Raw genomic sequence first — 13,166 nt, forward strand, 5'->3', positions numbered from 1 at the left:
CTACAGAATGGTAAAATAAGTTAAGGGGGAGGAAGGTAATGAAAAAATATTTTGGAGTTATTTCATTCACTTTAATAATGTTGGTGATTGGATTCTTTGGTATGGCTATAACATTTATCATTAATCCTGAAGTCTCAACGTTTCGTTTATTAATGATAACAGGAATTATTTTATCTTTGATTTTTGCTGGATTCAGCGAAAAGGGATATTGGAAAAGGGTATCTTTAGGTCTTAGTATTTTAGTTGGTTTATTTTACTTTATTGGTATTGAAGCAATGAGATTTTTATTTCAAATGTTTATTTAATTATAGGGTGCTTTACTTCAATAAGGGAGTTGCTTAGGCAGCTCTTTTTCTTATGGAGCTAATGGGGCAGGTTAGTTCATTAAGAAACTGTTATAATTTGGAGATAGGTAGTGCATGAAAGAATATTCGAGGAAATGGGAGACAATTTAGTGAATAAAAAAATGGGTCTATTAGGATTGGCGAAAGAATTAGAGAATGTTGTATTGCTGAAACATGGTCCACTGCTTTCTTTATGGAGGGGAGAGTTAATATTTTGAGGTGGTTCTTTGCTATAATATTCATTTTATTTGGGGCTTTTTTATTTTCATTATCTATTGATGGTATGGGGAATATAGGACATATAATTGTGAAAATTATTGGATTTTGGAGTTTATTAATTGCTGGATTCATCGTCAGAAACAAGAAAGAAAAACAACAACGGCTTAAACAATCGGGCGCGATTCTTGAACAAGGTTCGCTTTTCTTATAGAACTCCCATGAAAATTAAAAAAGCTCAAAATCCAGAAAAAATCACAACAAAATAGGCCCAGTAAAAATGCTTTTTTAAAAAAAGGCTGAGCCTTATGAGTGATCTGATTGAGTTTGGTAAATCGTTAAACAAAAACCTCCAATTATAGCAAATTAAGTAGAGGCTAGCGCGACGACCAAAAAAGGATTAATTCCCCATGAGTGCTACCCATAAAGGGCGCGACAGTCGGTGGTACACCGTGGACGTCGGAGTCAGACTAACGGATGGGCTCAAAGGCACCATAGTTCAACGACCTTCTTCGCCAGCCATTAAAACATTATCGACATAGAGACCAATTTTCATTCTCTGTGGTGAAGCGCTGATTTTTGCGCTTCATGGATGGCTAACGGGTGCATTAGTTCTATAAGAAGAAGTAAAAAAAGTCGATTCCTTAACGTAGAAGAGATCGGCTTTTCAGGATGGAATTCTCTGTACTTATTTCGTTTTAACTTCCATACTTTATGTATGTAGGATATTCTTATCAATTTTCCCCATTACTTTAACTCGTAGGAGCATTAACTTTAGAACTCTGCTAATGGATAAGCAAGTTAATAATTGTACTTAAAAATGGAGTGATACGATGAATAAGACGTATGATGTCATCATTACCGGTGCTAGATGTGCCGGCTCTACCCTGGCAATTTATCTTGCTAAGGCAGGTTTCCATGTGTTGTTAGTGGACCGATCGACTTTTCCAAGGGACACATTATCAACCCATACCTTTTTCAATAATACTGTCTCTCTTCTTCGAGAAATAGGTGTCCTGGACAAGTTATTGGAAACAAAGGCACCACCGGTACGGGATATTAAATTTCAATTTGAAGATACCGTGATAGAAGGTCTCATCCCTAAGGTTTACGGAGAGGACAGTTGTTATTGTATTAGAAGAACTTATCTCGATCATATCCTACTTGAACAAGCCAAATCTCAAATGAATGTAACCGTTTTAGAAGGATTTCGTGTGACGGATGTCATCCGTGATGACGAAACAGTAATAGGCGTGAAAGGTTTAGGCGGCAACAACGAGAAACAAGAATTTTTAGCTCGCCTGGTAGTCGGAGCAGACGGCCGATCCTCTATTATTCGCAAGCTGGTAAAAAGTGAACTCAAAATAAGTATTCCGGCAACAGTCGGCATCTATTTCGGGTATTTCTCTGGATTTCGCCACGATAATGTCCCTAAATTTGAAGTATACAAGATAAAAGATAACACAGCCATTCTCTTTCCGACGAATGATGATTTATATGTTATTGTCGGTATTTTCCCATTAGAAAATAAGGAATTGATAGAACGGTTTAAATTAAATCCGGAGAGCTGTCTACGCAATCTCTTAACAGATAACTTTCCGAATACAACAATTGGGGCGCGCTTGAAAAATGCAGACCTAGTAGAACCGGTCAAAGGCATTCTAGGATATGATAATTACTGGTATAAAGGAATGGGAAAAGGATGGGCGTTGGTTGGAGATGCAGTTTGTTTTAAAGATCCTGGCATGGCGCAGGGTATCCATGATGCTATATGTGGAGCACGTTTATTATCCAATATTCTATTAAAGTATAAGGGACAATCCGATCAATCAAATCAAATGTCTGAAGAATATCAAAAGGCAATAGAAGATGAGTTTATGGTTCGGTTTCACATGGGATGCCAAATTTCGAAGAATGAACGCATATCTGAACAACAGGATGCTGTCAACAAGCTAATCAGTTCCCATCCAGAGGCTATAGAGAAGTTTTTAGGGATTTACAATTACGCAAACGAGCCCGTTGTTTTAGAAAAAGAACTCGCACGAATTATGCAGTCGATCTAGCAATGATTTTTAGAAATTAAGTGATTCAAGTACAAAAATAATATTACAAATAGGTGCATTGCAATCATAAGGGTACCTATTTTACTAACGGGGCAGGTTAGTTTAAGTACAATCCTTCACAAGATCATAGAAAAGCCTATCTTCTGGACTTACCCTGTCAATAGGTCTGTAAAGAGTGATTCGAGGATTTTAGGGAAATGTTTCAATGGAAAGTCGGTAAATAAACTTGGTAGAACGAGGCATTATTTGAAAAAAGGCATCGTAATTTAATCGTTACTTTTGTACAAGTTTGTGAAAAAGTGTACTTAAAGTAACGGTTGAGTTAGCGCCATAAGAAGGCACCTGAAAAAAATTTTCGCTATCGATTTTACAAGGACACGAAGGATATTGACATCCTGCAACGGATTCTGCATCATGCCATCCTTCGTGATGCTAGTAACATAATGATAACTGGCTTTCCATGTTTCAAGCCAATTTTCAATCGAAACTAAATTGGAGAAGAGGATAATTACTGCTCTTTGGAAATATTATTATTTCTTTTCTTTTTTACTAAGAGAATGATGGCAATGACAAAAGTAATTGCGCTATATATCCAGGTAAACATAAAAGCAAGGCCCAATCCGATATTGGCATCCATATAATGGCCGTTAATATGATCTATGACCTTATATAGAAGTGGAACACCTCCAATTATGAGCAAGGTCATCAAGAGAACATTCTTTTTCGTATTCCTAGTTGATAAGAAAATAATAATAAAGGAAAACAAAAGAAATATCTCCGAAGCTATCGACAAAGTTACCAGATTGCTCATAAGAAATTCACGCCTTTTCATTGTTGTTTATAATCATGGAATTCATTTTTATGTGTTCTGTAATATCTATGTTTCTTTCGGATCCTTTTTAATGATTTTGCGCTTCCATACTTTAGGACTCCACCACGATAGATTTTTGCTGCGAAGGGATTGTAGCATTCATTAATCTCACTAATACAATGCATACAACCATTTTTAAAATTCATCGTGCTGTGTTCTCATTTATTTTTGCATTTGTAACATTCCTTGCAGGATCACTTCTAATCCCCAACGAAAACGTTCTTGTTCTCCAGAGAATAATTCCTCTTTTAAACTAGAGATTATTGGATATTCCTTAGCATCCACTGATTGGTAAGAAACGTAAAGGGAATCCATCGCAGTTCCATTCTGTTTACGTGAAGCTTGTTCGAATGCCACTGAGGTAGCATAGATAAATAGTTGATCTACTCCCCACGCTGCTGAAGTAGAATGAATTCCACCCGCATGAAGCCGCTGAAGGATATATTCTATCATTGCTAACGAGTTAGGTCCTATTGGAAGTGTCGTTAAAGCAAGTTCAGCGATCCCTGGTGATTCATAGAGAGTTATTAGATAAGATTCTAGTGCATCAAATAACTCATCTTTCCAATGCCCATCTTGGTTATCTGACAAAACAACTTTTTCGAGTCCATAATCTAACACATACGCTCTTAACTCTTGAACATTTTTGACATACACATATAGAGAAGATGGACCCGTATCTAACTCTTTGGCAATTTTACGCATGCTCAGCCCAGAAAGACCTTGGTTCTTTAAAATTTCTAACGCAGTTCTCACAATAAGATCTTTGCTTAATGGATCCTTAGCAGGCCGCGAACGACGGCTAATAATCGTGCGTTCTGATTTATTCATCATTCTTTTCCAATCTCCTTTATCAAATGGTGTCATTTATATTGTTTCATTAAATCCATCCATTTAGCTGCGGCATTATCTGAAAAACAAAGCTTGAGGTTCGCATCTGACTCTTCGGCGGATTGGGAGGAATACACATACATTTTTTTCTCGTATCCTTGAATCGCCTGATCAACATTCACATGCTTAACAATTGACAATGCCAATTCCGCAGCATCCCGCATTGCCAAGTTTGCGCCTTTTCCAGCAAAAGGCGACATTAAGTGTGCCGCATCCCCAATCAGAGTTACACCTGGTTTATGAATCCATTTAAGGCCAATAGGCAACATATATATACGTCTTGGGAGTATAGCTTCATCAGCCAATCGGATATAATCTTTTAGAGACTCATCCCAATCATTAAAGTACTGAAGCAGCTGTTGTTTAGCTTTATCAGTTTCATTGAACGGGATTTCACAAGTATCTAGCCAGTTGTGGTCAACTTTAAATGATAAATATACACGAATATTCCCATTTCCATTTAGCTGCGCAAAAATACTTTTATGATCAGAGATGGCAAAGAATGTTCCATGGCCATTAAGCTTAGCAATACCTGGATGAGATGTTGCTACATTTTTTATATTTAGCTCAACCATGCTGAGTCCAGTATATTCAGGTACGGAATCCGTTACAAGAGGGCGAATACGTGAAAAAGCGCCATCGGCAGCTATCACAAGATGAACAGTATCAACATGCCCATTCTCAAAGTGAAGTTCATGTATGCCATTTTCTAAAGGAACGGCATGTGTCAACTTATGTCCCCATTGAATACAAGTTGAATCAACAGAATCTAATAATAACTCACGAAGTGTTCCACGATCGATTTCAGGACGCTTTCCATTATTTTTATCTGTAACTTCATCCAAATAGACTTTACCCGTTTTATCTACAAGACGAAAGTCTTCTCCTTCATATCGAGCAAGCGTTTGGAATTTTTCAAATAAGCCAGCTTCTTTTAACGCCCATTGTCCGGAATTCTCATGAAGGTCTAATGTACCACCTTGTTGGCGGCTAGTGGGAGACTCTTCTCTTTCATAGACGACCGTTTTTACACCATGTTTCTGTAAAATGCGAGCTAATGTGAGGCCGCCTGGACCTGCCCCTATAATAGCAATCCGTTGTTCCTGTATTTCTTTTGTTTTCATTATCATAATTATCAACCCCTATAAATTAAATTTTAAATGTCTTGTTCTATTTATAACTTAACGAACGGTGTTTGTAAAGAACAGTGTTCGTTATATTTGGTGGTAACTTTTTAAGTTCACGTTTCTCTACTAACTAAAGAGCTGATTTATCAATTATGTTCTTAAATCTTAGTTGCGAACTAATATAAGTTTGTGAAAAAATCTACTTAAACTCCCATGAAAATTAAAAAAGCTCAAAATCCAGAAAAAATCACAACAAAATAGACCCAGTAAAAATGCTTTTTAAAAAAAGGCTGAGCCTTATGAGTGATCTGATTGAGTTTGGTAAATCGTTAAACAAAAACCTCCAATTATAGCAAATTAAGTAGAGGCTAGCGCGACGACCAAAAAAGGATTAATCTCCCATGAGTGCTACCCATAAAGGGCGCGACAGTCGGTGGTACACCGTGGACGTCGGAGTCAGACTAACGGATGGGCTCAAAAGGCACCATAGTTCAACGACCTTCTTCGCCAGCCATTAAAACATTATCGACATAGAGACCAATTTTCATTCTCTGTGGTGAAGCGCCGATTTCGCGCTTCATGGATGGCTAACGGGTGCGTTAGTTTAAGATCACAAAGGGCTGTTTAGACAGTCCTTTTTATTATGCTAACAGACAGTTTAGTTGAAGAAAAGAAGCTAACATTCCACTCGAATTTATTTTGAGGTGAGTACATTATATAGAAAATTTTCAAAGCAGTAGTGGAACAATTGCCCTTCTTCTAAAAGAAAAAGAACGGTAAATAACCGTCCTTTAAGTAGTAATTTATAATTTTGTTTCACCTTCAATGACAGTTAGGAATCTATTATTCCAAATAGATTCATGATGATTAATAATATCACTTGCATTTAAAATTACACCATTTAATGTACTATGTGTCTTTTTAAAAAGTAGATTTTTTTGATACCCTAAACTAAAGGCAGCTCTAATAGTTGTGTCAAGACAAAACTCAGTCTGTGCTCCTGCAAAAATAAGTTGTTCTATTTTATTGGTTCTTAAGTAATCTAAGAGCTCAGTTTGATAGAACGAATCCCATTTTGATTTTTTGATAATTTTATCGGTAGAGGATACTAATAAATTTTTATGAAGTTTCCAGTCATTTTCCCCTTCAAAAAGTGCGTCTTTTTCGTTTTGACTAGTATGTTGAATAAAGATAACCTGTATATTTTTTTCATGAGCCTGCTTAATTAGCTCGTTTATATTATTAACTAATTGCTCATTATTAAATAAATAGTTTTGGGGATAATTAAAGAATATTTCTTGCATATCAATGATTATTAGAGCCTGTTTCATCAAATAACACTTCCTGTTAGTTTCTTTTTAAATATAACAGGTGGAAATTAAATATTGCAATAAAAGAAAATGACCTTGTGGAACTAACGGGGCAGGATAGCTCTACAAGGATTTGTTTATTTTTATCTTTTTAAGAGAGATGTTTTTGGAGGGAATTATGAGGGAAATTACTTTGTCTAATGGAAAAACAGTTGAAGTCGAATGTTTAAGTTGTGCTTTAACAAGTGGGGAAATAGATCCGGATGGTGGTGTAATAGTCGAAACTGAATACTTTCATGCTCACCAAGACGTTGCATATCCCATTAAAGGTTTAGTAATTTTAGCATCTAAACGCCATATTAAGTGCTTTGACGAGTTAAATGACTTAGAAAAGGTTGATTACATAAACTTATTATCTAAGATTAGAAAAGCTCAAAGGGAAGTATTAGGGATTGAACATGTTTATTACTTTTATAATGAAGATACTACCCACCATTTTCATACTTGGATGGTTCCTCGATATGAATGGATGTACGATTTTGGACGTTCGGTAGAATCTGTTAGACCAGTTTTGCTCCATGCAAGAAACAAATTGAATAATGATGAAAATGTAAAAAGTGTAATTGATGGAATTAAGGCTTTAAAAAAAGAACTATACACTTAATCCTTCCTTGTCCCACTAACAGTTGCTTTACTTCGATAAGAGAGTTGCCTTGGCAGCTCTTTTTCTTATGGCACTAACGGGGCAGGTTAGCTCCATAAGAAGTGGACCGATATGTAATAAATTGTTAAAATTCAATTAAAGAGAAGAGGAGAACAGAACAGTTGACTAAACAGATGCATTGAAGGAGATAATGAAATGAGTTTTATAGAAGCAGATTATGAATGGTTTAAATTTATCAATAGTAAAGTCCAACAATATCCATTATTAGATAACATAATGATTTTCTTTGCGGAATATGTTCAATATGCTTTTGTTTTATTAATTTTGATGTTATGGCTACTAAATAAAAGTAATTTCCGTGTGATAGCTTTTCAGGCTATGTTTTCATTTACATTGGCTTATTCAATAAACAGAATTATTGAGTTATTCATTTATAGAGAGCGACCGTTTATATCGCATGAAATTATTCAACTTATTGAGCATTCTGCTAATTCCTCTTTTCCAAGTGACCATGCTACATCTGCAATAGCAATTGCTGTTACTCTTTGGCTATCATCTCATCGTTTTAAATATTCATGGTTTATTCTTGCGATAATAGTAGCTTTCTCAAGAATATGGGTAGGGGTTCACTATCCTTTAGATGTAGTTGCGGGAATTTTAAATGGAGTGATAATTGCAGTATTTACACATTACCTTTTGTTCAAGGTAAAACCCATATCATTACTAATAGAAAGACCAATTTTCCAAGGACAAGGTGGATGAAAGATTGGTTAGCTATGGAAAATTATATAGTCTTTTCAACTAACAGGTGCTTTATTTCATCATTATCAGGAGCTGATCAGCAGCTCCTTTTTTCATATGCAACTATAGGGGCAGTTAGTTGATCAAATATGTTTGAAACTTAAAGTTTCTTATTACGTCTATAAGGTAAGAAAGGATGTCGATATATGAATTTTAGAAAGGGATATTTTATTTTAATTGTGATGCTATTAACTTTATTAATAGGTTGTTCTATATCGCTATCCGATAATAAAGATGAACAATTCACCCCAGCACAAACAGACATAGTAAGCAAACACGATGGTATAGAGAACTTAACAAGGCTTAAAGATTTTATTCAAAATGTAAGTAAAGGGAAAGAGGATAAGATACGGGTAGTCTCCTATACTAAAGAAGGAGACCCGATTATTAGTGATATAACATTTAATGTAGAAATTCTTGAAGTGACGCGTGATACCACAAAAGATGAATATGGAGATAATACAATTAAAACACATCAGTGCAAAACTATCGAAGTGATTAAAAATGAGAACAACCAAGATGAGTATGTTTTAACAGGCTGTTCTGGCTATGAAATACCTTACTATTTAGGAGTAGACTAAGAAAACAGGTAATTAATTGGCCTTAATCAACTAAGGGTTCTTTAGCTGAAGGGCGGAGCTGTCTTTAAGGCAGCTTTTTCTTTTTGGAACTATCGGGGCAGTTTTGTTTAAGAAGATGTTAAAATAATTTTAAGGGAAATATTGGATTTACGGATATTAAGAATTATTTTGTTGTTTTCTAAGGAGGAATTCTAATGAATCAATTATTAATAATTACATCAATAATCCTATTTCTTCTAGCGTACCTTGTAGGAGTAAAAAAGCATACTTGGCTATTATCTGGTTACAATCAAAAACGTGTAAGAGACCAAAATAAACTGGCAAGATTGGTAGGCTCTTATAGCTTAGTAATTGGAATGATTATGTTCGGTGGTTCTTTTATTGACCGTCCCGATACACAAGTTTTATTTCCTATTATGATAATTGGTTATGTAATTCTACTTGGATATGTAAATACAAGAATGGTTGAATAATATTTGTTGTGTTTGACTTTCTTATTTTCAATATTCTACAATCGGGCGCGATTCTTTAATAAGAATCGTTTTTCTTAATGAACTAACGGGTGCGTTAGTTGAAGATCAGAGCTGTCTTAAGGCAGCTTTTTCTTCTTTAACTAACAGGTGTTATTGTTTAATGAAAACTCTACTAATCTAGTATAATAGTTCTTCTTTTGACTATACTGTCTATTAATATGGTATAGATTGGAAAGAAACAGGTATGATCTTAACTGATGTATGGGGTTTATATAAGGCAGATAAGCAAATCCAAGGTTATTCTCAACAAACATTAAAGGCCTATTATGTCCAATTTAACTTGTTGGTGAATAGTTTTGGAAATATATCCATTCAAGAACTTTCAACTAATTCTCTTAAAGCTTATCTGGGAAAAGCAGCTGAAAAGCTTAAGCCATCCAGTCTGGGTCACAGAATTCGATTTATTAAATCTTTATTTAGATGGGCTCAGGATGAACATTTAATTAATGGAAATCCTGCTTCCAAAATCAAGGAACCAAAATTAGAATTAAGGGTACCAAAATACTTGTCTGAAGAGGAAATTGAACATTTGCGGGAAGCTTGTCATACAACATTCGAAAATGCTTTATTTGAGTTTATGTATTCAACAGGATGTAGAATTGGTGAAGCAATAACTCTAGATAGGGCCTCAATCAATTTCTCTAATCAATCAGCAATCGTTTTAGGTAAAGGGCGTAAAGAACGAGAAGTATATTTCAATACTCGTTGTGAAATATGGTTGAAGCGATATTTAAGTGAGCGAAAAGATCATGAGGAAGCACTATTTGTGACAACACGCGCACCCCATCGAATGAGTATTTCTCAAGCGAGAAACATTATAAAACTGGTAGCAAAGAGAACGGACATTAAAAAGAGCATTCATCCCCACCAGCTTAGACATAGTTATGCCACAAATTTATTGAATAATGGAGCGCCTCTAGAAGTGATTCAAAATTTAATGGGTCATGAAAAAAGTGAAACCACAAAAATATATGCATATCTAAGTGGTGCAATGCGGAGAGACTTGTATAGAAAGTATTTTTAAGGGACCAAGGTCCTTTTTATTTTGTTCTTAATAAACTATCGAGTGCGTTAGTTGAAGAAGAACCCCAAAAAAGGACCTCCCAAAGTCCTGTATTTTTTACTGATTGTAAACATTATCGTTTAACAGAGCCTTTCATAAAAACGAAACGTATAGTGGGAATTCCTTTATTGTCAGAAATCCCTAAAAAAGATTAAGTTTGCTGAAGGTATGTTTCTTACGGTTTGAATCCTTATGAATTCATTTAAATAACAGCTTTTAAGGTAAGATTAGATTATGTCACGTTTAGTAAAACTTTTCACACCGTAAAGTAGTAGAACGATGAAGGTCCCAATTAAAAGTGTGTAAAATAAAATATAAGATTGAATAGGCGATTCATCCTCCGGTGACATGGCTAACATAGGTTGTGTCCATGGATATATCTGTCCAAGTGGTGTACTGGCAATAATAATGGAAGGAAGCGTAAAAACAATGCTAATAGCAAGTGGTATTCCATATGTTTTAGCTCGGATGGATATAATGAGTTGTAGCAAGATCAAAGGTAAACAAGCAAAAATCCCCCTGATCACGAACCCTAATATTGTAATAATAGGAGGACTACCTTCCATTCCTTCCATATAACCAAATCCAACAAAAAAGATGAATAAAATTAACATTGTAATGACTACCATGCGGACCACTGTTAAGAATTTCCCTAAAAAGATGTCTGAGTGTTTGATTGGTAAAGCTAAAAGTTGTTTCCATCCTCCTCCGACATGTTCTCCCCGACAAACAAGTGCTGCATAAATGCCCACCATAATTGGCAATACAAAAGGGCCCATAAACAAGGCAACTTGTGTCCAAGCTTCTACCCATGGATTATCTCCAGGACTCATAAAAAGATCATAGTTTTTAAAGAAATTAGTATATGCTAGGAGAACACCTAGTAAGGGGCCTATCAAATAAAGTATCCATAACTTTGAGCGCTTTAGTTTTAACCGTTCAACAAATAAGATGTTTTTCAAGTATTTCCCTCCCTTTTTACAAAACATCGCGTTTAGCAAAATGAATAGATCCTATAAACAAAAGGATTGTTCCTACCAAAAGACTGATGATAAGGTAGGCTGAAAAATCGGGATTATACGCTATGCCTTCATACTGTAAAATAACCGTTGAAGACTGACTAGGATAAGCAAGTGGAAACCATCTCGTCGTTTGAGAAGCAGCCAAAAACAGGCCCATCATGGCTGATACGGATCCAATAAGAATCGAGAATGCCTGGTTTTTAAAAATCATGGATAACCATAGCTGGAAAGCCAATATAGGCAACACTGTAATCAACATGCCGTAACAATCGCCGAGCAACAGCCCCCATGGCAAACTTCCTTCAAACACTAACATCTTTCCTAACAACACCATGCCAACTAGAAAAATAGAAAGAGAAAGGAATAAACTAACCACTAACCAAACAAATTTACTTAAATAGATTCGAACTCTTGAAATGGGTAATGACAGCGTTTGTTTCCATCCGTTCGCCTGATGTTCGATATTTGCTATTATTGACGCAGCAAGTGTGGCGGCTAACGGAAAACCAAGGCCGAATAATAAACTATTATCATACAATAAATACATCCACATAGAGCCGGCATGGAACATTTCAGCTTGTTTTTCCACATACTCAACTCGATATGTGAGATTCACCAATTCATATGCCAAGATCAGTAAGGGGACCAATAAGACTACAATAAATAACGAGGAACGTTTTAGCTTTATTTGATCCGCCCATAATATCTTTTTCATAGACTTCCCTCGGTTCCGGTTAATTCCAAGAAAATATCTTCGAGCGACCGTTTAACTTCTTCAAGCCGATACACAGATACTCCCGAATGCACAAGAATGGAGTTAATCTCTGAAACAAACTCTGGTTCTGTTTGGGCCAACCACAAAAAGTCTTTTTGCATTTCAACCTTTAATCCTTTCCCTTTTAATAGTGTCTTTGCTTTGATTACGTCGCTTACCCCGACTTTTAATAATGGTTTACGTTTTTGTCGTAATCGTTCTATCGAATCTTGGAAAATCATTTTTCCGTTATTAATGATTCCTACTTGTGTAGCCATTTGATCTATTTCACTCAACAAATGACTGGATACAAGAACACTCATTCCTGACTTTGGTAATTCTTTTATCAGCTCTCTCATTTCTTGGATGCCCGACGGATCCAAACCGTTTGTGGGTTCATCCAAAATCAATAAATCTGGACTGCTTAACAGAGCTGCAGCAATCCCAAGACGCTGCTTCATTCCAAGGGAATACTCTTTTGTTAGCCGGTTAGCTACTTTAGTTAATCTGACAATTTCCAGAACTTCATTGACTCGTTTTTCGGGTATATCCCGTAACCTACGAATGGCCTCTAAGTTTTCGTAACCAGTTAAGTTGCCATAATACGTTGGAGACTCGACTAGTGACCCGATTCGTTGTAAAATTTGCAAACGATTCTTGATTAGGTTCTGGCCAAAGATTTCAATACTTCCTTTTGTTGGTTTAATCAAACCTAGTAACATTCGGATTGTTGTTGTTTTACCAGCACCGTTTGGACCGAGAAAGCCGTAAATTTGCCCACGTTCGATCCGTAAATTTAACTCATCTACGGATGTGTGCTTCTTATACTTTTTGGTCAGTTCGTTCGTGACAACGATTTGATCATTCATATGCTACTCACCTCACTTCTATCGTAAACGAAAGTTTTTAAACACGAACGAAACTCT

Annotated in this window: 16 protein-coding genes; 9 read left to right on the top strand and 7 right to left on the bottom strand. The window is 35.8% G+C overall.

Features of this window, described 5'->3' with window-relative positions:
• The first annotated feature begins 38 nt into the window (after positions 1-38).
• From Q8G36_RS16840 to Q8G36_RS16855, 4 genes are all read left to right on the top strand, one after another.
• Positions 39-305: a hypothetical protein gene (locus Q8G36_RS16840; protein WP_305160917.1), complete on the top strand. Its 267-nt coding sequence runs from the start codon at positions 39-41 to the stop codon at positions 303-305.
• Positions 306-415: 110 nt separating this feature from the next.
• Positions 416-562 carry a hypothetical protein gene (locus Q8G36_RS16845; RefSeq protein ID WP_305160916.1) on the top strand — a complete coding sequence of 49 codons (147 nt, stop codon included), beginning with the start codon at positions 416-418 and terminating at the stop codon, positions 560-562.
• Positions 559-774: a hypothetical protein gene (locus Q8G36_RS16850; protein WP_305160915.1), complete on the top strand. Its 216-nt coding sequence runs from the start codon at positions 559-561 to the stop codon at positions 772-774. Before Q8G36_RS16845 ends, Q8G36_RS16850 begins: the two co-directional genes overlap by 4 nt.
• Before the next feature lie 619 nt (positions 775-1,393).
• Positions 1,394-2,623: an NAD(P)/FAD-dependent oxidoreductase gene (locus tag Q8G36_RS16855; protein ID WP_305160914.1), complete on the top strand. Its 1,230-nt coding sequence runs from the start codon at positions 1,394-1,396 to the stop codon at positions 2,621-2,623.
• 508 nt (positions 2,624-3,131) lie between these two features.
• On the opposite strand, the gene Q8G36_RS16860 is transcribed toward Q8G36_RS16855, so the two are convergent.
• The 4 genes from Q8G36_RS16860 to Q8G36_RS16875 all read right to left on the bottom strand — a co-directional run bounded on the left by Q8G36_RS16860 (position 3,132) and on the right by Q8G36_RS16875 (position 6,843).
• Positions 3,132-3,434 (bottom strand): hypothetical protein, encoded by a 303-nt coding sequence (locus Q8G36_RS16860; RefSeq protein ID WP_305160913.1) that lies wholly within the window; start codon positions 3,432-3,434, stop codon positions 3,132-3,134.
• 222 nt (positions 3,435-3,656) lie between these two features.
• Positions 3,657-4,325 (bottom strand): TetR/AcrR family transcriptional regulator, encoded by a 669-nt coding sequence (locus tag Q8G36_RS16865; protein WP_305160985.1) that lies wholly within the window; start codon positions 4,323-4,325, stop codon positions 3,657-3,659.
• 32 nt (positions 4,326-4,357) lie between these two features.
• On the bottom strand, positions 4,358-5,515 hold the full coding sequence (locus Q8G36_RS16870; RefSeq protein WP_305160912.1) for an FAD-dependent oxidoreductase: 1,158 nt from the start codon (positions 5,513-5,515) through the stop codon (positions 4,358-4,360).
• Between the two features lie 800 nt (positions 5,516-6,315).
• Positions 6,316-6,843, bottom strand: coding sequence for an isochorismatase family protein (locus Q8G36_RS16875; protein WP_305160911.1), 528 nt, complete (start codon positions 6,841-6,843; stop codon positions 6,316-6,318).
• Positions 6,844-7,000: 157 nt separating this feature from the next.
• On the opposite strand from Q8G36_RS16875, the gene Q8G36_RS16880 reads away from it, so the two are divergent.
• The 5 genes from Q8G36_RS16880 (at position 7,001) to Q8G36_RS16900 (ending at position 10,425) form a co-directional block, all read left to right on the top strand.
• Positions 7,001-7,486: an HIT family protein gene (locus Q8G36_RS16880; protein ID WP_305160902.1), complete on the top strand. Its 486-nt coding sequence runs from the start codon at positions 7,001-7,003 to the stop codon at positions 7,484-7,486.
• Between the two features lie 195 nt (positions 7,487-7,681).
• Positions 7,682-8,248 carry an undecaprenyl-diphosphatase gene (locus Q8G36_RS16885; RefSeq protein ID WP_305160910.1) on the top strand — a complete coding sequence of 189 codons (567 nt, stop codon included), beginning with the start codon at positions 7,682-7,684 and terminating at the stop codon, positions 8,246-8,248.
• 185 nt (positions 8,249-8,433) lie between these two features.
• Positions 8,434-8,868 (top strand): DUF4362 domain-containing protein, encoded by a 435-nt coding sequence (locus Q8G36_RS16890; protein ID WP_305160909.1) that lies wholly within the window; start codon positions 8,434-8,436, stop codon positions 8,866-8,868.
• 194 nt (positions 8,869-9,062) lie between these two features.
• Positions 9,063-9,341, top strand: a complete 279-nt coding sequence (locus Q8G36_RS16895) for a DUF3784 domain-containing protein (protein WP_305160908.1) — start codon at positions 9,063-9,065, stop codon at positions 9,339-9,341.
• 244 nt (positions 9,342-9,585) lie between these two features.
• Positions 9,586-10,425, top strand: coding sequence for a tyrosine-type recombinase/integrase (locus Q8G36_RS16900; RefSeq protein ID WP_305160907.1), 840 nt, complete (start codon positions 9,586-9,588; stop codon positions 10,423-10,425).
• A 266-nt stretch (positions 10,426-10,691) separates the two neighbouring features.
• Here Q8G36_RS16900 and Q8G36_RS16905 read toward each other — a convergent pair whose 3' ends face one another.
• Genes Q8G36_RS16905 through Q8G36_RS16915 form a run of 3 tightly spaced genes read right to left on the bottom strand, consistent with a single transcriptional unit; the run spans position 10,692 to position 13,109 of the window.
• Complete coding sequence (locus tag Q8G36_RS16905) at positions 10,692-11,426, bottom strand: ABC transporter permease (protein ID WP_305160906.1); 735 nt, start codon at positions 11,424-11,426, stop codon at positions 10,692-10,694.
• A gap of 16 nt (positions 11,427-11,442) precedes the next feature.
• The gene (locus Q8G36_RS16910) at positions 11,443-12,201 is read right to left on the bottom strand and encodes an ABC transporter permease (RefSeq protein WP_214751455.1); all 759 of its coding nucleotides are present in this window, start codon (positions 12,199-12,201) and stop codon (positions 11,443-11,445) included.
• Positions 12,198-13,109, bottom strand: a complete 912-nt coding sequence (locus Q8G36_RS16915; protein ID WP_305160905.1) for an ABC transporter ATP-binding protein — start codon at positions 13,107-13,109, stop codon at positions 12,198-12,200. The genes Q8G36_RS16910 and Q8G36_RS16915 overlap by 4 nt, the downstream gene beginning before the upstream one ends.
• Positions 13,110-13,166 lie beyond the last annotated feature (57 nt).

The organism is Peribacillus frigoritolerans, assembly GCF_030676415.1.
Lineage (GTDB): Bacteria > Bacillota > Bacilli > Bacillales > DSM-1321 > Peribacillus > Peribacillus frigoritolerans_A.